The 21,268-nt window shown below is 62.2% G+C and carries 15 protein-coding genes; 4 read left to right on the top strand and 11 right to left on the bottom strand.

Annotated elements, in window-relative coordinates; translation table 11 throughout:
* Positions 1-33: 33 nt before the first annotated feature.
* The 8 genes from U1737_RS07010 to U1737_RS06975 all read right to left on the bottom strand — a co-directional run bounded on the left by U1737_RS07010 (position 34) and on the right by U1737_RS06975 (position 13,653).
* On the bottom strand, positions 34-7,071 hold the full coding sequence (locus tag U1737_RS07010) for an autotransporter outer membrane beta-barrel domain-containing protein (protein ID WP_332796143.1): 7,038 nt from the start codon (positions 7,069-7,071) through the stop codon (positions 34-36).
* A gap of 528 nt (positions 7,072-7,599) precedes the next feature.
* Positions 7,600-8,559 (bottom strand): GDP-L-fucose synthase, encoded by a 960-nt coding sequence (fcl, locus tag U1737_RS07005; protein ID WP_332796142.1) that lies wholly within the window; start codon positions 8,557-8,559, stop codon positions 7,600-7,602.
* Between the two features lie 14 nt (positions 8,560-8,573).
* Positions 8,574-9,701, bottom strand: a complete 1,128-nt coding sequence (gmd, locus tag U1737_RS07000) for a GDP-mannose 4,6-dehydratase (protein ID WP_056025517.1) — start codon at positions 9,699-9,701, stop codon at positions 8,574-8,576.
* A gap of 182 nt (positions 9,702-9,883) precedes the next feature.
* Positions 9,884-10,753 (bottom strand): glucose-1-phosphate thymidylyltransferase RfbA, encoded by an 870-nt coding sequence (rfbA, locus tag U1737_RS06995; RefSeq protein WP_332796141.1) that lies wholly within the window; start codon positions 10,751-10,753, stop codon positions 9,884-9,886.
* The gene (gene rfbD, locus U1737_RS06990) at positions 10,750-11,664 is read right to left on the bottom strand and encodes a dTDP-4-dehydrorhamnose reductase (RefSeq protein WP_332796140.1); all 915 of its coding nucleotides are present in this window, start codon (positions 11,662-11,664) and stop codon (positions 10,750-10,752) included. Before rfbD ends, rfbA begins: the two co-directional genes overlap by 4 nt.
* Complete coding sequence (gene rfbB / locus U1737_RS06985) at positions 11,661-12,716, bottom strand: dTDP-glucose 4,6-dehydratase (RefSeq protein WP_332796139.1); 1,056 nt, start codon at positions 12,714-12,716, stop codon at positions 11,661-11,663. The genes rfbD and rfbB overlap by 4 nt, the downstream gene beginning before the upstream one ends.
* A gap of 11 nt (positions 12,717-12,727) precedes the next feature.
* Entirely contained in the window at positions 12,728-13,297 is a 570-nt protein-coding gene (gene rfbC / locus U1737_RS06980; protein ID WP_332796138.1) for a dTDP-4-dehydrorhamnose 3,5-epimerase, read from the bottom strand.
* 179 nt (positions 13,298-13,476) lie between these two features.
* Complete coding sequence (locus U1737_RS06975; RefSeq protein WP_332796137.1) at positions 13,477-13,653, bottom strand: hypothetical protein; 177 nt, start codon at positions 13,651-13,653, stop codon at positions 13,477-13,479.
* A 29-nt stretch (positions 13,654-13,682) separates the two neighbouring features.
* Here U1737_RS06975 and U1737_RS06970 point away from each other — a divergent pair, with 29 nt between their 5' ends.
* Genes U1737_RS06970 through rfbH form a run of 4 tightly spaced genes read left to right on the top strand, consistent with a single transcriptional unit; the run spans position 13,683 to position 17,978 of the window.
* Positions 13,683-14,762 (top strand): FAD-binding oxidoreductase, encoded by a 1,080-nt coding sequence (locus U1737_RS06970; RefSeq protein ID WP_332796136.1) that lies wholly within the window; start codon positions 13,683-13,685, stop codon positions 14,760-14,762.
* A gap of 9 nt (positions 14,763-14,771) precedes the next feature.
* Positions 14,772-15,542 (top strand): glucose-1-phosphate cytidylyltransferase, encoded by a 771-nt coding sequence (gene rfbF, locus U1737_RS06965; RefSeq protein WP_332796135.1) that lies wholly within the window; start codon positions 14,772-14,774, stop codon positions 15,540-15,542.
* Between the two features lie 11 nt (positions 15,543-15,553).
* Positions 15,554-16,654 (top strand): CDP-glucose 4,6-dehydratase, encoded by a 1,101-nt coding sequence (gene rfbG, locus U1737_RS06960; protein WP_332796134.1) that lies wholly within the window; start codon positions 15,554-15,556, stop codon positions 16,652-16,654.
* Positions 16,655-16,664: 10 nt separating this feature from the next.
* The gene (gene rfbH / locus U1737_RS06955) at positions 16,665-17,978 is read left to right on the top strand and encodes a lipopolysaccharide biosynthesis protein RfbH (protein WP_332796133.1); all 1,314 of its coding nucleotides are present in this window, start codon (positions 16,665-16,667) and stop codon (positions 17,976-17,978) included.
* A 40-nt stretch (positions 17,979-18,018) separates the two neighbouring features.
* Here the strand turns inward: rfbH and U1737_RS06950 are convergent, their stop codons facing one another.
* The 3 genes from U1737_RS06950 to U1737_RS06940 are packed head-to-tail and all read right to left on the bottom strand — an operon-like array spanning position 18,019 to position 21,205.
* Positions 18,019-19,578: a glycosyl hydrolase family 28-related protein gene (locus U1737_RS06950; protein WP_332796132.1), complete on the bottom strand. Its 1,560-nt coding sequence runs from the start codon at positions 19,576-19,578 to the stop codon at positions 18,019-18,021.
* Positions 19,575-20,474: a glycosyltransferase family 2 protein gene (locus U1737_RS06945; protein ID WP_332796131.1), complete on the bottom strand. Its 900-nt coding sequence runs from the start codon at positions 20,472-20,474 to the stop codon at positions 19,575-19,577. Before U1737_RS06945 ends, U1737_RS06950 begins: the two co-directional genes overlap by 4 nt.
* Entirely contained in the window at positions 20,471-21,205 is a 735-nt protein-coding gene (locus tag U1737_RS06940) for a glycosyltransferase family 2 protein (RefSeq protein ID WP_332796130.1), read from the bottom strand. Before U1737_RS06940 ends, U1737_RS06945 begins: the two co-directional genes overlap by 4 nt.
* Positions 21,206-21,268: the final 63 nt, after the last annotated feature.

Here is a 21,268-nt window from a genome sequence, read left to right as displayed (position 1 = left end):
TGTCGACACGTCGACATGTGGCCATCCTCTGTTTCAGAACCGCAGCCGTACGCCCGTAGCGACGCTCTCACGGTGGTCGTCCTGGCCGGTCTGCGCTTCGACCGTCGAGAACAGCTCGACACCGCTAGGCAGGCGGTATGCAACGCCAGCCGATGCGGTGCCGGTCACCTTCGCGCGCGGTGCGCCCAGCGCGGTCAGCGTCAGCGGTGCACCGGCATAGCCAGCGACCGCGTCGGCGCGCTTGCCTTCGATCCGGGTGCGGGCTCCGAACCCGACATAGGGACGGAACGCGGCGTCTGACGCCTCGCTGCGCGCGAACGTCACGCCGGCATCGGCAAAGCCGGTGACATGGCGATCGCGCGCCACGGTCAGTGCGAACGGTCCGCCGGCCTCGCCCACCCGGTCTCGGGTGGTGCGTAGATAGGTCACGCCGACCTTGGGCGTCAGCGTCCAGTCGTCCGCCATGGCCAGCGCATAGCCGACCGACACGTCGCTCGCCCAGCTGTGCAGGCCGTAGCGCCCGGTTGCGCTGCTCGCCCCCGGCAGCGCGCGCGTGGTGCGCGCATCGCCGCCATCATACAGGATCGACGCGCCGATCCGGATATTACCTGCCGCATAGCGGCCGTGAACGCCTACGACGACACCATCGGTGCTGGTCGCAGCGCCAAGCGCACTGATCCGCTGGCGGCTGTCGAGATAGCCTGCAAACGCGCCGACCGACCAGTCACGGTTGCCGATGCCGATCCCGCCGAGGAAGCCATAGCCGCTGCTGCGGGCCTTGGCGGTGCCCGCGTCGCGATCGGCACCGAGCGTGTGCCACTGCGCGATCCCTTGCGCGAAGGTGAAGAGGCCGACATCCTCGCGGTCGGTGGTCGCAAAGCCCGGTCCGCGTGCGACGTCGGTCAGGCTCAGCGTCTGGTCGACGCCCATCTGCGTCGCCGATGCATAGGCTTCGGGCGTCAATTGCGCGAACGCCTGGCTGTTCGACGTGCCGCTCGCGGTCAGCAGCGCGGGCAGGGCGGCGAACAGCGTACTGGTCGCCGGCTGCACCTGGATCGCGGCATTGGCATAGTCGATGCTGCGCGTGACCTGTGGGTTGAACGCGGGATCGCCGAAGAACTGGCCGAGCAGCTGGATCCGGTCGGCACGCTGCACGACGAAGCCGAACAGCGACGCCGACTTGTCGATCGTCGTATAGCTGCCGTTGATCCCGCCGCTTGCGACGATCAGGTCGTAGGACGTGCCCGGCCGTACCGCACCGTCCGCGACGATGCGGAGTGTCGACCCCGACGCGATCGAAAGCCCACCGTTGATCACGAGCTTGTCGGCGACGGTCGGCGTGATCTCGAACAGCGACACCGATCCGCTCGCAAGCGAGACGTTGCCCGTCACGCTCATCGTGCCCGGCGAAGCCCCGGGGCTGAGCGTGCCGGCGACTGCGATGTTGCCGATCACCGACCCGGCCGACCCGAAGGTCGCGCCCGAGCGTACCGCGATCTGCGCCGCACGGATCGTCGATCCCGCCAGGCCGACAAGTCGACCACCCGACATGTCGACATTATTCAGCGATGCGCTGCCGGCGATCGTCGCATAGCCTGCGGTCATGCCGAACGTCTCGACATTCGCGATCGACCCGAATGCGACCGGTGCCGCGGCGCTGCCGCCCGATACCATGATGGTGTCGCTGCCAGCCCCGCCATCGACGGACCCTGCAAACCTGCCTGCGATCGTGAAGCGGTTATCGGCTGCCCCGAACACGACAGGAGCCGTGAGCGACGCCCCCGCGCCAATCGTCAGGTTGGTGGCAGCATTGACGCGTTCATAGGTCTGAGCGCCCGTCAGCGTCAGCGTGCCACTACCTTCGCCGTTCAGGATCTCGAAGTCGCGCAGCATGTCCGCGCCGAGCGTGCGGTCGCCCGCCAGCTCGAGCGTCGCGGTGTCGGTCCCGGCTCCACCCGAGACGGTACCAAGCAACGTACCGCCTGCCGTCAGGCGGAAGCCGTCATTGCCCGCACCGAGATCGATCGTTCCGGCGAGCGTGCCGCCCGCCGCGACCGTGACGCTCTGCGCATCGTCGCCGAAGGTCAGCGCGGTGCCGGCGGTGCCGAGCGTTCCCGTCACGGTCAGCGCGCCGCCTGCAAGCGCGATGCGCTCGAAGCCTGTTGCCGTGCCGGCCAGCGTGACCGGTGCGTTTGCGGTGAAGCGCAACAGGTCGGAGCCCGCGCCGCCCATATAGAGGCCGGTCGCACGCGTCGTGCCGAGCGCCAGTTCATCGTTGCCGGCGCCGAGCGAGACCATCGCGAGATCGCCGTCCGCCGACAGCATTTCGGCCGCGTCCGAGCCCGTCACGGTGCCGACGACGAAGTTACCCAGCGCAAAGTTGAGGCCGGTGCCCACAAGCGCGATCGACTGGAAATTCTGGTCGAGCGTCAGGCCCAGCGTGCCGCTGCCCTCGACGCTCAGACGCTCGAAGTTGCTGCGCTGGCCGATGCCGCTGCGGTTGCCGGCGAGCATGACGGTGTACAGATCGTCGCCGACGCCGCCATCGACATCGCCAGCCACACTGCTCCCAGCGCCCTCAACGAAGCGGTCGTTGCCGGCCCCCAGCAACACGGCGCCCTGGATCGTGCCGGTGTTGACGACGCGGTCGTCGCCAGCGGCCAGGTCGACGCTGCCGGCGATCGTACCCGCATTGGTCACGGTTTCGTTACCCGCCCCGCCGGTGATCGTCACTGCGCCAGTGCTGGCGAGGATCTGACCGGTCGCGACCGTCACATCACCGCCCGCCACGCCGATCGTGTCGAAGCGGAAAGTCCCCGAATAGGCGACATTGCCGCTGCCGACCTGCGTGAAGCGCTCGAAATTGACGAACTGGTCGCCATTGACCGCGCCACCCACGGTCGCATCGACGATCAGGCCATCATTGCCCTCGCCGGCGTCGACGGTGCCGGCCAGCACCGCATCCGCGCGCTGGAGGAAGCTGTCGTCGCCCGCGCCGAGCAGGATATTGCCCTCGATCCGGCCGCGGTTCTCGATGCTGTCGTTGCCGTCGCCGAGATCGACCGACCCGAAGATCGCGCCGGTATTGACGATCCGGTCGTCGGCGCGGCCCGAGCTCTGGATCGCACCCGCCAGGCTGGTGCCGGCAAGCGGGTTGCCGTTCGCCAGCACGCTGCCGGTGCCGCCCCGGATCGTGCCGCTGTTGGTCAGGTCGAGCGCGGTGCCCGATGTCAGCAGCGCGACCGCGGACGTGCCGGTCGCCTGGATCGTCCCGCTGTTGGCGATCGTCCCGGTTACATTGGTCCCGGTATTGACCAGCAGTCCGACCGCCGGACTGGTGTAGGTGTAGGTCGTGCCGTCCCAATCCTGATAGGTCTGCGTCAGGCCGTTGCCGGTCGCCTCGATCGTCCCGCTATTGGCGATCGCGTAGGTCGAGCTGACAGTCGCGCCGAACCGGTCCTGGATGTACAGCTCCGCGGCAACGCCGCCCTCTCCGCTGGCGGTGACGGTACCGTCATTGGTCAGTGTGACCGCGCTCGGGCCGCCGCTCGAATAGTAATCGCTGCCGGTCGAAATCACTAGCGCGGTGCCAGTGGTGGACGTGATCCTACCGCTATTGGCGACCGCGATTGCGGCCGGGGCCGTCTGGTCGAGACGCGTGGTGGCCGATATCGCAAGTCCGCCGGTGATCGTCCCGCTGTTGCTGGCGGTGAGAGCGTCGATACCATAGCCATCGAGGCTTGCGGCGAAATAGTCGCTGGACGAGGCAATTGTCCCGCTGTTGTCGAAGGACAGCGTCCCCGACGAAACGCCTTGGTACACGGCGTTCGACAGAAGCGATTCCGCGCCGATCGTACCACTGTTGGTGAAGGCGTAGATCGTGCCGTTCACGCCGCCCGAGATCGTCCCCCGGTTGACGAACGCGGCCAGCCCGTTGGTCTGGGCCAATCCGGCCGTGTTGAAGAACGGAAGATAGGTCTGTGCGGCACCATCGATGGTCGCCTCGTTGACGATCGTGCCGTCGCCCCGAAGGTACAGGTCGCCTGCAACACGGTTCGTCGCGGTCAACGTTACGAGAGTATCGGTACCGAGCGCCTGGACGTAATCGGCTTCGAAATTGATCGCCGTCCGCTGGTCGAGCGCGATGCTGTCGCTGGTTTTGCGCGACCAGCCGAAGATGTCGGAGCCCTCGCCGCCATCGATAATCCCGCTCACCCCCGTCGTCGTGCCGGTCTGGAGGAACATGTCGGTGCTCGACCCGAAGGTCACGTTCCCGGCGACCGTGCCGCCATCCGCGACGTAGACGGCGCTCCCATAGGAATAGGGCGACGTCGCCGCGACATCGCCGATGATCGAGCCGCGGTTGACGATCGTCCCGCCGTTCGAGAGGTCGATCGCGGTCAGCCCGCTGATCGTCCCGGTCGTTTCGTTGGTCAGTGCACTACCATAGCCCAGCGTGACGGCGGTCGCCCTGCGGCTCTCGATCGTGCCGCTGTTGGTGATCTGCAGGGGGTTATAATAATAATAGCTGCCCTGCACGGCGGTACCATCGACCCGGATCGTGCCGCTGTTGGCCAGCGTGGTGAAGCCCGCCACCCCGATTGCGTCGGCACCGGTGCCGGAAACATCCGTGATCGTGCCCGAATTGACGATGTCGCGCGCACCGCTGATCGCCGTGCCGCCCCCGGTCAGAGTGATCGTGCCGCTGTTGGTGACCGTTTTACCGCCGCTGATCGCGACTGCCGGATAATAGAGGCCGGCCGCATTGGCGACGGTGATCGTGCCGCTATTGGTGACGTCGGCGGTCCCTGCGGCGATCGCCGCCAGCGTCGAATAGAAATTGTTCTGCGTGGTCGTGGTCAGCGCCAGCGTGCCGGCGTTGGTGATCGTCAGCGCCTGTGCCGGCCCCGCGGTGCCCATGGTCAGCTGGTCGACCGTCCGGATCCCGGTATCGATCAGCGTGCGATCGGTCGCCGAGATCGTCCCGTTCAGCGTCACCGACCCGTTGCCGGTCAGCCCGATCGTGGTGGCAAACGGCGTCGCGGCGGTCAGCGTCAGCGCCGCGTTGTTCGTGAGTTCATAGGCGAGACCCTCGAATCCGTTGGTCAGCGCCAGCACCGCGCTGGCATCGGCATTGACCCGGTAGCGCAGCGTATCATAGCCGGCGCCCGCATCGACCCCGCCGATCGCCCCTGCCAGCGGTCGCGTGCCCGTGCTTGCCAGGTCGACGACGAGCATATCGTCACCGCCACCCAGCCGGATTGCGCCGCTCACCGTGCCGCCCGCATCGACGAACACATCGTTGCTGGAATCGAAGCTGAAGGGCGAAACCAGGTTCACGGTACCGGCGATCTGCCCGGCGTTGACGATCGCAACCGACGATCCGGTGCCGCTGACTGCCGCAGTACCGCCCGTGATCGTGCCCGATGCGGCGTTGATCAGCGTGCTGCCGTAGCCAAGCGAAACGCCCGTGGTGCCGCCCGTTATGGTGCCCGTGTTGACCAGTCGCCCGCTCGACTGTGAGAGCCCCGTGGTCGCGCCGATGATCGTTCCGTCGTTGGTCGATCCGCTGAAACCCCCGCCGGAAATCGTCGCGCCGGTACCCCCGGTCGAGCGGATCGTCCCGCTATTGGCCAGCGTGCCATAGACGACCGCAGCTCCGGTCCCCGTCGCGGTGATCGTGCCGCTGTTGGTCAGCATCGTATAGGCCTGCACGCCCGAGCCGCCATTGGCGGTGATCGTGCCCGAGTTGGTCACCGTCGCTGGCGTGCCCACGGCAAACAGGCCGGTGCTGCCGAGCGATGCGGTGATCGACCCCTGGTTGGTGAAGTCGAGACCGTAGGACGAGAATGCAGCGACGACGGCCTGTCCGTTGGTCACGAGCGCGGCCTGGTTGACGAGCGCGCCCGTGCCGCTGACCGATACGCCGGTGCCGGACGTAAAGCCTGCGGCCAGCGTCGCCACCGCATTGTTGCTCAGGTCGAAGCCGAGCAGCTCGAAATTGGTCGGCAGCACCGCGCGGGTGAATACCGCATTGGCATCGACGCCGATCGCCAGCGTATCGCTCCCCGCTCCACCGTCGATCGTTCCGGTGATCGAGGCGATCCGGCCCGTCGCGACGTCATAGCGCGCGCGGACCGTGTCGTTGCCCGCGCCCAGCACCAGATCGCCATTGATCACGCCCCCGCGCGTGTCGATCGTGCTGCTCAGTCCCGACCCGGCGGTCGAGACGACCGACCCGTTGATCGTGCCTGCATTGGTCAGCGACAGCGCACCGCTGGTGCGGATCGCGGTCGTGCTGCTCCCGATAACCGCGTCTGTCGCGTTGCTGACATAGAGATAGCTGCCGGTACCGCTCAGCGTCGCGGCCGAGCCGCTCGACACGATCCGGCCCGTGTTGACGACGTTCATCCCGGACAGCGTCGAGGCAAGCGCGGCATTGCCGCCTCCGTTGATCGTCCCGGCGTTGGTGACGTAGGAGATCGTGCCGGCGATACCGCCGATCGTCCCGGTCGCGCGGTTGGTGACCGAGATCGAGCCAAAGCCCGTCTGGTCCGCAACCACCGCGGGGCCTGCGGTGCCGGTGATCGTGCCGGCATTGTCGATCGAAGCGGAGATATAGCCATTGGTGTTGCTGGCATCGCGCCGCATCAGGATCCCTTGCGCGCCCGTCATCGTACCGCCCGCCGCGACCGTCACCGTCGCGCTGGCCGACGGATAGCTGGTCTGGGTGGAACCGATGACGCAGTAATTGACCGAAGCGCCCGCATAGGGATCCGTACATATTGTCGTGAACGGCGTGCCGGTGATTACGAACAGACCGGCTGTGCCCGCCCCGCCGTCGACCAGACCATTGACCTGGAAAGACGCATTGTTAGCCCGACTGATGATCGCAGCAGAACCGCTGCCGGGGCGCACGGTCGCTCCGCTTGCAATGACGATGCGACTATTGTCGGTTGCAATCGAGAGCCCATCGGCATCAGTACCTGTGCAGGTCGTTGTGCCATTGTTGACCGTGGGATCCGGCGCGCATTGCGCAAATGCCGGGCCCGCTACGAAAAACGTCGCCACGATTGCACTCGTCTGCAACGCGCACATGCGCACACGCCGCTTCCGCGACGTCATTTCCCCGACCTTCATGCATTCCCCCGTATCCTGTTGGCGAACGCTATCTTCGCCGCTCACCCGTGTCCATGGGGTAAACTGTGCCGAAAATGCTCAAAACCTTCAAATGCCTCGCAATCGTCAGTTCAGATCTTCGCGTTGCACGTGGGGCACAGTTATCGGCGTCACAGGCGACCACGATATCCTGGGAGGGTTAATGGTGATCATCAAAGATCTTCGTGTTTGTGAATCGCCCAGTCCGGCCCCTCTATAGGGCGCGGCAGTCGTCGCGAATTTCGAACAGCGACGAACCTATTGAGAGTGTTTCCGGCGCGGCGGACGCGTTATTCTCACCCTCCGCATGGCTGGCGTAAAAACGGGCGCGCATGCTGATCATCGTACAGCGGCGACACTTTGCCGCCCGAGGGCAGCGCCTTCTGCATGCGTCCAGCTGCCGACGGGGTGGAGGTGAGGAGGGGGCACTGCCCCCTCTCGTTATGCAGGCGGTTGGGAAGCTGCCACGTTCGCAAGAAACCATGCGTAGGTTTCCTTGACGCCTTCGCTGAGCGCGACGGAGGGTTTCCATCCCATTGCCGTCAGTCTTCCCGAGTCCATCAATTTGCGCATCGTGCCGTCCGGCTTCGATGCGTCAAAGGCGATCCGCCCGGTAAAGCCGGTTACGGCAGCCACTAGCTGTGCAAGTTCGCTGATCGTGACATCCTCGCCGTAGCCCACGTTGATGTGGCTCAGCATCGGCTGAGTGTTCGCCTCGTACGTTTCCTTGTCGAGATCGAACACGAACAGCGAGGCCTCAGCCATATCGTCGACGTGAAGGAATTCGCGCCAAGGCTTCCCCGTGCCCCAGATCACGACCTCTTTGGCGCCGCTGACCGCCGCTTCGTGAAAGCGGCGGATCAGGGCCGGCATTACATGGCTGTTTTCAGGATGAAAATTGTCGCCTGGACCATAGAGGTTGGTCGGCATGACGCTGCGATAGTCGGTACCGTATTGGCGGTTATAGCTTTCGCACAACTTGATGCCGGCAATTTTGGCGACCGCATATGGCTCGTTGGTCGGCTCGAGAACGCCTGTCAGAAGCGCGTCCTCACGCATTGGCTGTTCGACGGCCCGCGGGTAGATGCACGAGGAACCTAGGAACAGCAGACGCTGCACGCCTTGTGCATAGGCCTGATGGATGACGTTGGCTTCGATCATAAGATTTTCGTAGATGAAGTCGGCCGGGTATGTGTTGTTGGCGTGAATGCCGCCTACTTTAGCGGCTGCCAGCACCACGCCGTCAGGCTTTTCGCTTGCAAAGAAAGCGCGCACCGCCGCCTGGTCGGTCAGGTCGAGTTCGGCGTGAGTGCGCGTGATGACTTCGGCGCCGCGCTCGCGCAGCTTACGTGAGATCGCTCCGCCGACCATGCCGCGATGGCCCGCCACGTAGATGCGCATCGGAAGTTGCTCCATCAGCCTTCGACCGAAACGGGAAGATCGTAGCCATGGGTCTTAAGAAGAGCATGCCGCTTGGCGGTGTGGAGGTCTGCTGCGACCATTTCCCGGCACATTTCCTGCGCGGTGATCTCAGGGATCCAGCCGAGCCTGTCCTTGGCCCGGGTTGGATCGCCGAGCAGCGTTTCAACTTCGGCCGGACGGAAATAGCGCGGGTCTATACGAACGATGACGTCGCCGGCTTTGACCGCCGGGGCATCGTCGCCCTCGACCTTGTCGACAATACCAATCTCGTCAATGCCTTCACCCTCGAACCGCAGCGTTATGCCAAGGTGCGCAGCCGACCAGGTGATGAATTCGCGCACCGAATATTGCACGCCAGTAGCGATGACGAAATCTTCCGCCTGCTCCTGCTGCAGCATCATCCATTGCATGCGGACATAGTCCTTGGCATGACCCCAATCGCGCAGGGAGTCGATATTGCCCATGAACAGGCCAGTTTCCAGGCCCTGTGCAATGTTGGCAAGACCACGGGTGATCTTGCGGGTCACGAACGTCTCGCCGCGGCGTGGGCTTTCGTGGTTAAACAGTATTCCGTTGCAGGCATATATGCCGTATGCCTCGCGGTAGTTGACGGTGATCCAGTACGCATAGAGTTTAGCCACTGCATAGGGCGAGCGCGGATAGAAAGGCGTCGTCTCCTTCTGAGGAGTTTCCTGAACGAGGCCGTAGAGTTCCGAGGTCGATGCCTGATAGAAGCGCGTCTTCTTTTCCAGACCCAGGAAACGGATCGCTTCAAGCAGGCGTAGCGTGCCAAGTCCATCGACGTCTGCGGTATATTCGGGTGCTTCGAAGCTGACCGCAACATGGCTCTGTGCACCGAGATTGTAGACTTCGTCAGGCTGCACCTCGCTCAGGATGCGCGTGAGGTTCGACGTGTCCGAAAGATCACCGTAGTGCAGCTTCAGGTTAGGCTGGGGCGCGTGTGGATCCTGGTAGATATGATCAATGCGCTGCGTGTTGAACAGCGAGGCTCGGCGCTTTATGCCGTGAACCTCATAGCCCTTTTCAAGCAGGAGCTCAGCCAGATAGGAGCCATCCTGCCCGGTGACGCCCGTAATGAGGGCTACTTTCTTACCGCTCAATGTAATTTCCTCTGTGTAAAGTCTTTGGTCACCGAGACTGACTCAAAAACGCACCGCGCTTATTCTCGTGGATAGATATAATATTGCGGTATGCGCATTGCGGGCTCTTTCGGGTTAAACCGAATCGAAGGTGTCGTGATGTTGCAATATACTGATCCGGCCTCATGAACCGTGGAACACGGTTATGATCCGCTCACCGCATTCAAGATGGCACGTCCATAATTTGTCTTCTTGAACCGTTCGCCGGCTTCGCGCGCCTGATCGGCGGTGATGAAGCCCTGATTATACGCGATCTCTTCGAGACAGGCGACCTGAATGCCTTGGCGGTGCTGGATGGTGCGCACGAATTCGCTGGCTTCGAGCAGGCTGTCGTGTGTGCCTGTATCGAGCCAGGCGTAACCGCGGCCCATCTGTTCGACGAACAGGTCGCCGGCGTCCATGTACAGGCGGTTGAGATCGGTGATCTCAAGCTCGCCGCGGGCGGAGGGCTTCAGATCGCGCGCGAACTGGACGACGCGGTTGTCGTAGAAATACAGGCCTGTGACCGCATGGTGCGACTTTGGCTTTGCGGGTTTTTCCTCGAGGCTGACCGCCTTGCCGCCTTCGCCGAACTCGACCACGCCGTAACGCTCGGGATCCTCGACGCGGTAGGAGAACACTGTCGCGCCGCCCTTGCGTGCGACTGCGCTCGCCAGCAGATCGGTCAGGTGCGCGCCGAAGAAGATGTTGTCGCCGAGCACGAGCGCGACATCGTCGTCGCCGATGAAGTCAGCACCGATCGTGAACGCCTGGGCGAGGCCCTCGGGCCTGGGCTGTTCGGCGTAGGAGATGGCGAGGCCGAATGCGGACCCATCCTCGAACAGGCGGCGGTAATTGTCGATATATTCGGGGCTCGAGATGATCAGGATGTCGCGGATACCCGCGAGCATCAGCACCGACAGCGGATAATAGATCATCGGCTTGTCGTAGACCGGCAGCAGCTGCTTGTTCACGGCGAGCGTTGCCGGATGGAGCCGCGTGCCCGATCCGCCGGCGAGAATGATGCCCTTCATAGGGAGATGTCCTTCTTGGGGGCCCCGAGCAGTTCGTCGAGGATGTTGCCGAGCGCGGTCTGCCACGCGGGCGGATGGATGCCATAGTCGCGCGTGATCGCGTCATGGCTGAGCAACGAGTTTGCCGGGCGCGTCGCAGGCGTCGGGTATTCGTTGGTCGGGATGCCCTCGACCTCGGCGCTGGCCCCGCCCCGCGCCGCGCTCTGCGCGAAGATCTCGCGCGCGAAACCGGCCCAGGTGACCGCGCCGGCGTTGCTGAAATGATAGATGCCGGTGGGCGCGGCGGGATCCTCGACGAGGCGCATCGCGATCGTCGCGAGCGCAGCCGCGAGATCGGCCGCGGACGTCGGGCTGCCATGCTGGTCGTCGACCACGCGCAGGCGCGGGTTGGTCGCGCCGACGCGCAGCATCGTCTTCACGAAGTTGTTGCCGTGCGCGCTGACCACCCAGGCGGTCCGGACGATCGCATGGCGCGCGCCCGAGGTCCGCACCGCAAGCTCGCCGCCAAGCTTGGAGGCGCCGTACACGCCGAGCGGCGCGACCGGATCGGTGACGTCCCATGCGCCCTCGCGCGCGCCGTCGAAGACGTAATCGGTCGAGACCTGGACGATCGGGATCGCCGCCTTTGCGCATGCCTCGGCAAACGCCGCGGGCGCCATCGCGTTGACCGCCCAGGCGGTGACGATGTCGCTCTCCGCCTTGTCGACCGCGGTATAGGCGCCGGCCGAGATCACCGCGGCCCAGGGCGTGCCGTCATGGCCGCCCGCGACCATTGCGGCGATCGCCGCGGTATCGCGCAGGTCGAGCTCGTCGATGTCGATCGCGGTGACCGCCCAGCCCTCGGGCCAGACATAGCGCTTGAGCTCGGTGCCGAGCTGCCCGTTCCCGCCGGTGACGAGGACGTGCTTCATACGGAAAGCCCGCGACGCTGGTCGGCCTTGTGCTCGGCGACGATCGCCTGCCACCAGTCCTGGTTGTCGAGATACCAGGCGACAGTCTTCTCGATGCCGGTCTCGAACGTCTCGGCGGGCTCCCAGCCGAGCTCGTCCTTGATCCGGGTCGCGTCAATCGCATAGCGCTTGTCGTGGCCGGGGCGGTCGGCGACATAGGTGATCTGCGTCGCGTAAGGCTGGCCATCGGCGCGCGGGCGGAGGCGATCGAGGATCGTGCAGACGGTCTTCACGACCTCGAGATTCTGCTTCTCGTTGTTTCCGCCGACATTGTAGGTCCGGCCGGGCTCGCCCTTTTCGAACACCGCGTGGAGCGCGCGGACATGATCCTCGACATACAGCCAGTCGCGGACCTGATCGCCCTTGCCATAGACGGGCAGGTCGGCGCCCGAGAGCGCCTTGACGATCATCAGCGGGATCAGCTTTTCGGGGAAGTGATACGGCCCGTAATTGTTCGAGCAGTTGGTGATCAGCACGGGCAGGCCAAAGGTGTGGCCCCAGGCGCTGACGAGATGGTCGGACCCCGCCTTCGACGCCGAATAGGGCGAGCGCGGATCGTACGGGGTCTCTTCGGTGAACAACCCGGTGTCGCCGAGCGAGCCGTAAACCTCGTCGGTCGAGATGTGGTGGAAGCGGAATGCCGCCTTCGCCGCGTCGCCAAGCGACAGCCAATAGGCGCGTGCCTCGCTCAGCATCGTGAAGGTGCCGACGACGTTGGTCTGCACGAACGCGCCGGGGCCGTCGATCGATCGATCGACATGGCTCTCGGCGGCGAGATGCGTGATAACATCGGGCTTGAATTCGGCGATCGCCGCGCGGACCGCCTCGGCGTCGCAGATGTCGCCCTGGACGAAGCGGTAGCGGTTCGAGCTCGCGACGCGCTCGACGGTCGTCAGCGTGCCCGCATAGGTCAGCTTGTCGAAGTTGAGGACTTCATGGTCGGTGTTCTCCATCAGGTGACGGACGAGCGCCGAACCGATGAAGCCGGCCCCGCCGGTGACGAAAATACGCATTAGTCTGTCCTTCAGGCGAGAGGCGCGAGCGGCCGGCCGTCATAGGGGAAGGGGCTGTTAAAATCTTTTATCGCGGGCTGCACCATGTCCTTGGCGCTCAGTTCGGGGACAGTCCCGACAGGCATCGGCCAATTAATGCCGATTGCCGGGTCGTCCCAACGAATTCCGCCATCGGACTCGGGCGCATAGGTGTCTGAGCATTTATAGCTAACTTCGCAATTGTCCTCGAGCGTCAGAAAGCCATGCGCGAAGCCGACCGGAACAAAAAGCTGATGACCGTTTTCAGCTGACAGCTCTGCACCAACCCATTGGCCATAGGTAGGGGAGGCCGCTCGTATGTCGACAGCGACGTCGAAGATACGCCCGCGGATGCATCGCACGAGTTTGTCCTGCGCGCGCGGCGGTGTTTGAAAATGTAAGCCGCGCAAGGTAAATGCGGGAGCGGAAAGTGAGTGGTTGTCCTGAACGAACGTGACGTCAATGCCGAGCCCCGCGAACGTGTCGCGATTATATGTTTCGGTGAACCAACCGCGCGCGTCGCCATAGCGGCGGGGGTGGATTAGCTGAACAGGGCTGGTCATTTACGTCTTCCTCTTGCCGCCCGATTGATAGCGATGCCCGTTAGGGCAAGGCCGCTGCAAAGGCTACCCGGCAGGATATGCACGATCGGGGTGAAGACAGGAACGACGATTTCAGCCCTCAAATCATCTCATAATGTCGTATGTTTAACAAGACTTGAGAGACGGTCGAGGAGGTGGGGTCAGGCAACCTGGGCATGAAGCGTTGGTGGTAGCGTGTCATCCTCGTCGTGCGCGCGGGTTGTAACCCTGTAGACGACGCCATCATCTTCGAATGTCAGGTTAATCTGCGGCTCGCCGTCGAACGCATGTTCGAAGTTTCTCTCGGTACCTTCGACGATAATGCGATAAGTCGTCATAAAATCTCCTAGTCTATATCGGTTAACGCATGGCATCGGCGATAGGGTGCGACCGCGGCGGTTTGCCGGGCGCACAAATGCTGGACTGTCCTAGAAAATCAACTAACAGCCTGCAACGCATGCCAACTGTAACGCTCAATACCGGCCAAACCTTCACGGCGGATCCCACCGTCTCGATCCTCGATGCGGCGCGCAATGCAGGCGTGACGCTCGAATATAGTTGCCGCACGGGCCGCTGTGGAATTTGTAAGGCTCCACTGCTCACGGGCGCGACTGAGGTTCTCCGTACGGAGGAAAGCCTCAGCGCCGAAGAGGCACGCAACGGCCTGATCCTGACCTGTTGCCGCGTGGCAACGAATGACGTGGCGCTTGACATCGAACCGCTCGACCGGCTTGCCGGGCTTGAGATCAAGACGATGGCAAGCCGGATCGTTTCGATCGAGCGACTAGCGCACGATATCGTCCGCGTCGTCCTGAAAACGCCGCCTACTTCGCCGATGCGGTTTCTACCAGGCCAATATATCGATGTTATCGCCGAAGGTGGGGTGCGCCGCAGCTATTCGCTCGCCAACGCCCCGTGCGCCAATGGTCAGCTTGAACTCATAATCAAGCGTTACAAAGGTGGCGTACTCAGCGAATACTGGTTCGAGCGCGCCAAGGCCAACGACCTGCTGCGGATCGAGGGCCCGTTCGGAACCTTCTTTTTGCGTGAGGAGGGGCCTACTAATATCGTGTTTCTCGCGACCGGCACTGGGATTGCCCCCGTCAAGGCATTGCTTGAGGAACTGGCGGCCAATCCCGAACGGGCCGCGCAGCACCGTCTCACCGTCTTCTGGGGCAACCGCGAAGCCGAGAGCTTTTGCTGGGACCCGGTTGGATTGGGTCTCGACGTCGGCGTCCACCACTTGCTATCGGGAGCTGATGCCAATTGGAGCGCCGCCCGAGGGTATGTTCACGACGCAGCGATCCGTCAAGGGATCGATCCCGATGACACGGTCGTCTATGCATGTGGCTCGAACGCCATGATCACATCTGCACGAGAGGCACTTCTGGCGCTGGGTCTTCCGGCCAAGCGTTTCTTCTCCGACGCATTTGTCAGCTCGAACTGAGGTAGGACAATGAAGGCAGTCATTCTGGCCGGTGGTCTCGGCACGCGTTTCGCCGAAGAGACGAGCCTGCGCCCCAAGCCAATGATCGAGATCGGCGGTCGCCCGATCTTGTGGCACATTATGAAGATCTACGCCGCGCACGGCGTCACCGAGTTCATCATCTGCTGCGGCTACAAGGGCTATGTAATCAAGGAGTATTTCGCGAACTACTTCCTGCACATGTCCGATGTCACCTTCGACATGAAGGCGAACGAGATGATCGTGCACGAAAAGCGCGCGGAGCCGTGGAAGGTCACGCTGATCGACACGGGCGACGATTCAATGACCGGCGGTCGCCTAAAGCGCGTTGCCGATTACGTTAAGGACGAAGAGTTCTTCTTCTTCACGTACGGCGACGGTGTTGCCGACATTGACATCACCAAGTCGATCGAATTCCACCGCAGCCACGGCAAGGCGGCGACGCTAACCGCGACCTATCCGCCGGGCCGGTTCGGTGCATTGCAGATCGAGGGTGGCCAAATCACTGAATTCCTTGAAAAGCCTCAGGGCGACGGTGGCATGATCAATGGTGGCTATTTCGTGCTGTCGCCAAAGGTCCTTGATTATCTCAAGGACGATTCGACTACGTGGGAGCAGGAACCGCTGCGCACACTAGCCACCGACGGCGAGTTGATGGCGTACGAGCATCATGGCTTCTGGCAGCCAATGGATACGCTGCGTGACAAGCAGCACCTCGAAAGCCTCTGGCAGAGCGGTAAGGCCCCGTGGCGGATATGGTAACGCCTTCCGCCGTGACTGCGCCGGTCGCGTCCAAGGGCGATGTCGACCCTGCCTTCTGGGCGGGTAAGCGCGTCTTCCTGACCGGCCATACTGGGTTCAAGGGCAGCTGGATGTCGCTTTGGCTTCAGCAGATGGGGGCCAAGGTTACAGGCTTCGCGCTCGCTCCTCCGACTAGCCCGGCGCTGTTCGAAGTCGCTGGCGTCGCGGCCGGCATGACGTCGATCATCGGCGACATCCGCGACCGCGAAGCGCTAGAGACTGCGTTGGTTGCGGCCGATCCTGAGATCGTCATTCACATGGCGGCGCAGCCCTTGGTGCGCGCCTCATACGACGATCCGGTCGGCACCTATGCTACCAATGTCATGGGCACCGTCCACCTGCTCGAGGCGGTCCGCAAGGCATCGTCGGTCCGCGCCGTCTGCGTGGTGACGACCGACAAATGTTACGAGAACCGCGAATGGGTCTGGGGCTATCGCGAAGACGAGGCGATGGGCGGCTATGATCCGTACAGCAACTCGAAGGGGTGTTCCGAACTGGTCACGTCGGCTTATCGGCGGTCGTTCTTTACCGGCGATGGCCAGCCCGCGCTTGCCTCCGGCCGTGCCGGCAACGTCATCGGCGGGGGCGACTGGGCGGCCGATCGCCTGATCCCGGACATCCTGCGTGCCGTCGCTGACGGTGATCCAGTGTTGATCCGCAATCCGCTCGCGACCCGGCCGTGGCAGCATGTGCTAGAACCGGTGTCCGGCTATCTCGTGCTCTGCCAAGCGCTATGGGCGGATCCTACCGCCGCCCAAGCGTGGAACTTCGGTCCGCGCGACGAGGATGCCCAGCCGGTGCAGTGGATCGTCGAACGCATGTGCGCGCGCTGGGGCGAGGGCGCCGACTGGACTCGCGACGAGTCCGTTCAGCCGCACGAGGCCAATTACCTCAAACTCGACATCTCCAAGGCGCGCTTCGGGCTTGGCTGGCAACCGCGCTGGTCCTTGTCCGAAGCCCTCGACCGGATCGTTGCCTGGCATCGCGCTTGGATGTCGGGGGCCGATATGCACGCTTATTCGCTTGAAGAGCTGGAGCGCTTCGCCGGCGCCAGCCAAACCCTTTCCGCATAGGACCTATTCAATGACCGCTGACGAACTTCGCAAGCAGATCCGTACCCTAGTCGGCCAATATGCCGAGCAGCAATTTGCGCCCAAGCCTTTCGTGCCTGGCGAATCCGTGATCCCGCCCGCGGGCAAGGTGATCGGTGCACCCGAGATCGAGATGATGGTCGAAGCGTCGCTCGACGGCTGGCTGACCACCGGTCGCTTCAACACCGAATTCGAGGCGAAGCTCGCCAAGATGGTCGGCGCGCCGTTCCTGCTGACCACCACCTCTGGCTCGTCCGCGAACCTGCTGGCGCTGTCGTGCCTGACCAGCCACAAGCTCGGCGATCGTCGCCTGAAGCCCGGGGACGAAGTCATTACCGTCGCGGCCGGCTTCCCGACCACGGTCAACCCGTCAATCCAGCACGGCCTCATCCCGGTATTCGTCGACGTCGAAGTACCGACCTACAATATCGATGTCAGCCTGATCGAGGCGGCGATCACGGAGAAGACCGGTGCGATCATGATCGCGCACACGCTCGGCAACCCGTTCAATCTCGCTGAAGTCCGCCGGATCTGTGACGAGCACGATTTGTGGCTAGTCGAGGATTGCTGCGATGCGCTCGGCGCAACCTATGACGGCAAGCTGGTCGGCACCTGGGGCGACGTAGCAACGCTCAGCTTCTACCCAGCGCATCACATGACGATGGGCGAAGGCGGTGCGGTGTTCACCAAGTCGGCCGAGCTGCGCCCGTTGATTGAATCGATCCGCGATTGGGGGCGGGACTGTTATTGCGCACCCGGCTGCGACAACACCTGCGGCTCGCGCTTTGGCCAGCAGCACGGCACGCTGCCGTTCGGCTACGACCACAAGTACGTGTACTCGCACCTCGGCTACAACCTGAAGATCACCGACATGCAGGCCGCTTGCGGCCTCGCGCAGCTCGACCGTGCAGAAGGCTTTATCGCCGCACGCCGGCGCAATTTCGCGCTGCTTACCGAGCGCCTGAAGAGCCTTGAGGAGATTTTCATCATGCCCGAGGCGACGCCGAATTCGGATCCCTCGTGGTTCGGCTTCCCGCTGATGCTGCGCGACGGCGTTGATGCCAAGCGCGTCGACGTGACTCGCTTCCTCGACCAGAACAAGATCGGCACGCGCCTGTTGTTCGCTGGCAATCTGACGCGCCAGCCCTATTTCGAGCACGTCAATTACCGCGTCGTCGGCGACCTGACACAGACCGACCGGGTGATGAACAACACCTTCTGGATTGGTCTGTATCCGGCGCTTGGTGCGGAGCATTTCGACTATGTCGGCAGCAAGCTCGAAGAATTCTTCGGGCTGAACTTCTAAGATCCAGCCCCACATGTCGACTTGTCGACATGTGGGGCCACTAGTGCAACATTGTTGTGAAGACGATCAGCGAGCCAGTATCGACCTTCATTTGAAGATCCTTGCCTGACGCCCGGAACGCGAACGCCCTGCCGGTTGCATTCAGCTGTGGCACGACATCCCGAACTGTAGCGCCTTGCCAATCCTTGATGACGCGGAACTGTGCCCCACCATTGGAATCATAGCCCGAGACGATGCACGTTCCGCCCAGTCCAGTTTGAGAAGTGGCAACGGTCACGAAAGACGACGCGACACGAAGGTCAGCGCGCGACATGAAGCCCTGCGTCGCCGCGATTCCGCCTTCGTTCTGAAACGTCATAGAGGCGACCTTGTTGTCGCTCGCACCGTTGATCTGACGCCGCCCGTTTAGATAGCTATCCTGATGCGTCCCGGTAAAGAAATCGGCCGCTCCAGCGCCAGACCCTGCCAGATTGTCTTCGTTGACCGTGATCCGCGCGCCCGTGTCACACAGGCGAACGCCGCCACTAATCGGGTTGAACATGTTGCCCCGTAGCGCGACGCTGCCCTGTGCCTCCACAGTCACAACACGCCGCGCAGATCCCGTCAGAGCGAATATACAGCAATCAAATGCGACGGTTGAAGCCGCATGAGTTCCCGGAAAGTTGCCTACATGGACGATTGCGGGCGCATTGATGCCCTCAAACCAGCAGTTCGAAAAATGCACTTTGACGATGTCGTACGCAGCGAACGCACGCGTTCGTAGCGCCTCGAAATTACTATTTTCGATAGTCCACAACGTTCCATAGGAACCGGTTATCGCGGCCTCTCCCCCGAACGCGTTGAAGAACATCGAATCCTTGATGCGGTTGAGGTTTTGGCGATTGGGCTGACCGTAGGTATCTGCCAGCGCTACGATCGCACTATGCTCTCGGTCCGTTCCTGTTCCAAGATAACCGTCGCGGCAGCGATCCCACACCGCGAAGATGAAAAGGCCGACATAGCTTGCTCGCAGATTTCCGTAGGTTTCGATCTGACGGAACGAGAAATACGCACTATAGTCGGTGCGCTTTGCCTGCGCGTAAAACGATGCGTTGACGACGCGGGGGCCGGCGCGGCACGCGAGATTTTCGAATACACAGTGAAAGATGCTCTTGCTGGCACCGTTTCGGAAGGCCGCCGCATTTGACTCGGCAACGATCAACGTCGGCGCGAGTGCCATTCCCGCTTTTTCGCCAACCACCTGCATATTGTCGACGACGTTGATGTTCGCCACTGCGTAACCAGCAGCGGTATAGGGTACGGAGACAGCCTTGCCGGTTGCGATCGCCGCGTTGAAGGCGGCAGTATCATCCGTCACGCCGTCCCCCTTGGCTCCGAAATCGACCACCGAGACGATTTCGCGTGCCTTGGCCTCCACGCTGCGTATTTGCGCTCCTGCGCCAGCCTGAACAAAGGCAATGCCATCCGCGCGCGCGGCTAGCGCGGGCGTTGGCGCGCTTTCCCCGGCCAGCGCGTCACCCACGTGGACTGCAGGGTAGGGCGCGAGCACCGCGCGCAGAAAGCCAAGTGTCGAGCGCCGCGTTAGATTCGGGAACGTCACGGCAGGCGCCTCGACGTCTCTGCCGGCAGAGTGGATCGGTCAGCGTTACGCCAGCGCGCTTCAACAAGCTTCGCATCGACGAGGAAGCGGTACCAGAAGCCGTGCAAAAAATGGAATATGAACCCGGCCTTCCCATCAAGGAAGCCCAGCAGGAAAAAGTAGCGATAGATGTAGTAAGCGAGGGGACGGATGAACGGTGGCATCCTGTAGAAAACCTTCTCCTTCAACCAGCGGATACGTTCATTCTTGTTGCCGAGAAAACGTGGCTGAAGAGCATTTTCGGAGTCTGCCGCCCGATCATGTGCCGCTGTTCGAGCCTCGAGGGTTGAGTATTCATTGTGCTTGGCGATCCACAGCGCTAGATCGGTTAGCGGAATATCATCGATATCAACTTCAAGCGTCGTGCTTGTGCCACCACTCAGCAGCATATGCTCGTCGAGCGCACGCACCTCGCAACGCGCCATGCGCGGGCGCCACAGGCGCATTGAATGGCGGGGGTAAACGCCACCAAAACGCATTGGGCGGCCCATGAACCATAAACGGCGCCGCACGAACACACCATTGATCGTGCCTGGCTGCTGCGCGAGAAAGCTCGGCAATTGTGCAACAAGATTACTCGACAGGACCTCGTCTGCATCGATGCGCATTACCCACGGGGTATCGAAGTCGATCTCTTCGCTGACCCAATTTAGCTTCTGTGCGAAGGAGGTAAAATCGCCTGTATGCACTACCGCACCTTCCTCCTCGGCAATTGCACGAGTGCGGTCGTTTGAGTTCGAGTCGATCACGTGGATGACGTCGCATACCCGCCGGGCACTCCGCAGACAGCGCCGAATATGAGCTTCCTCATTACGGGTCAGAACTATGCCACTAATGCCCGTACGCGCGTCGGTCATGTCACCTTCTCCGCCGTGCCATTATTTGATCGCTCGCGAAACCGAGTGCTCAACCGAAGCTGGACGAGCGACGTCATCAATCCAATCCGCCAGGTTAACCGTCGAATCGTCGAATAGCGCGACTGGGTATAATTATCGCCCGATCGACGAAACAACATCGTTGCGCCAGGTTTGAAAGTCACTGGACCCAGACTTTCAGAGACAAGTCCCAGCCAGACGTCGTGCATCGGAATAGCTCGTGGGAATGGCATGGCGACGTCAAGGAGTTCGCGCCGGAAAGCCATATGGCATCCGACATAGGTGTTGCGTACAACGTTCTTGATGAGGCCTGGTCCGGCAGAAAGCAGCTCGAATAACGACCCTTGAGTAGGTTTTAGATCGCCGTCAACAATATCGCTGTCAAGTACTAGAAGGTCATAGGGCATCGTATCCCTAGAAAAATGTTCGCGAACAACAGAGAGACGACCTGCTAGCCATACGTCATCTTGATCCGATAGCACAATGACGCGTCCCCGGGCTTGGGCAAGCGCATGTTCAAAATTACGAATTGGACCCAAATTCCCTGGCGTTTTGATAATTCGCACTTGATCGCTGGCATATTCTCTAATAATATCAAGCGTTTTGTCGCTAGATCGATCGTCGCTAATTACGAGTTCGTCCTCGGCATTAAGTTGTGAGATAATGGAATCAATCTGCGGCCGTAAATATCTAGATCCATTATATGTTGCCATCACAACGCTAATGCCAACACGATCTGCTGAAAAGGTGTCTCTATTTCTAGTCTTCACACTTAT

The organism is Sphingomonas fucosidasi (assembly GCF_036663855.1).
GTDB lineage: Bacteria > Pseudomonadota > Alphaproteobacteria > Sphingomonadales > Sphingomonadaceae > Sphingomonas > Sphingomonas faeni_B.
This window is presented reverse-complemented; position numbering and strand designations above follow the sequence as displayed.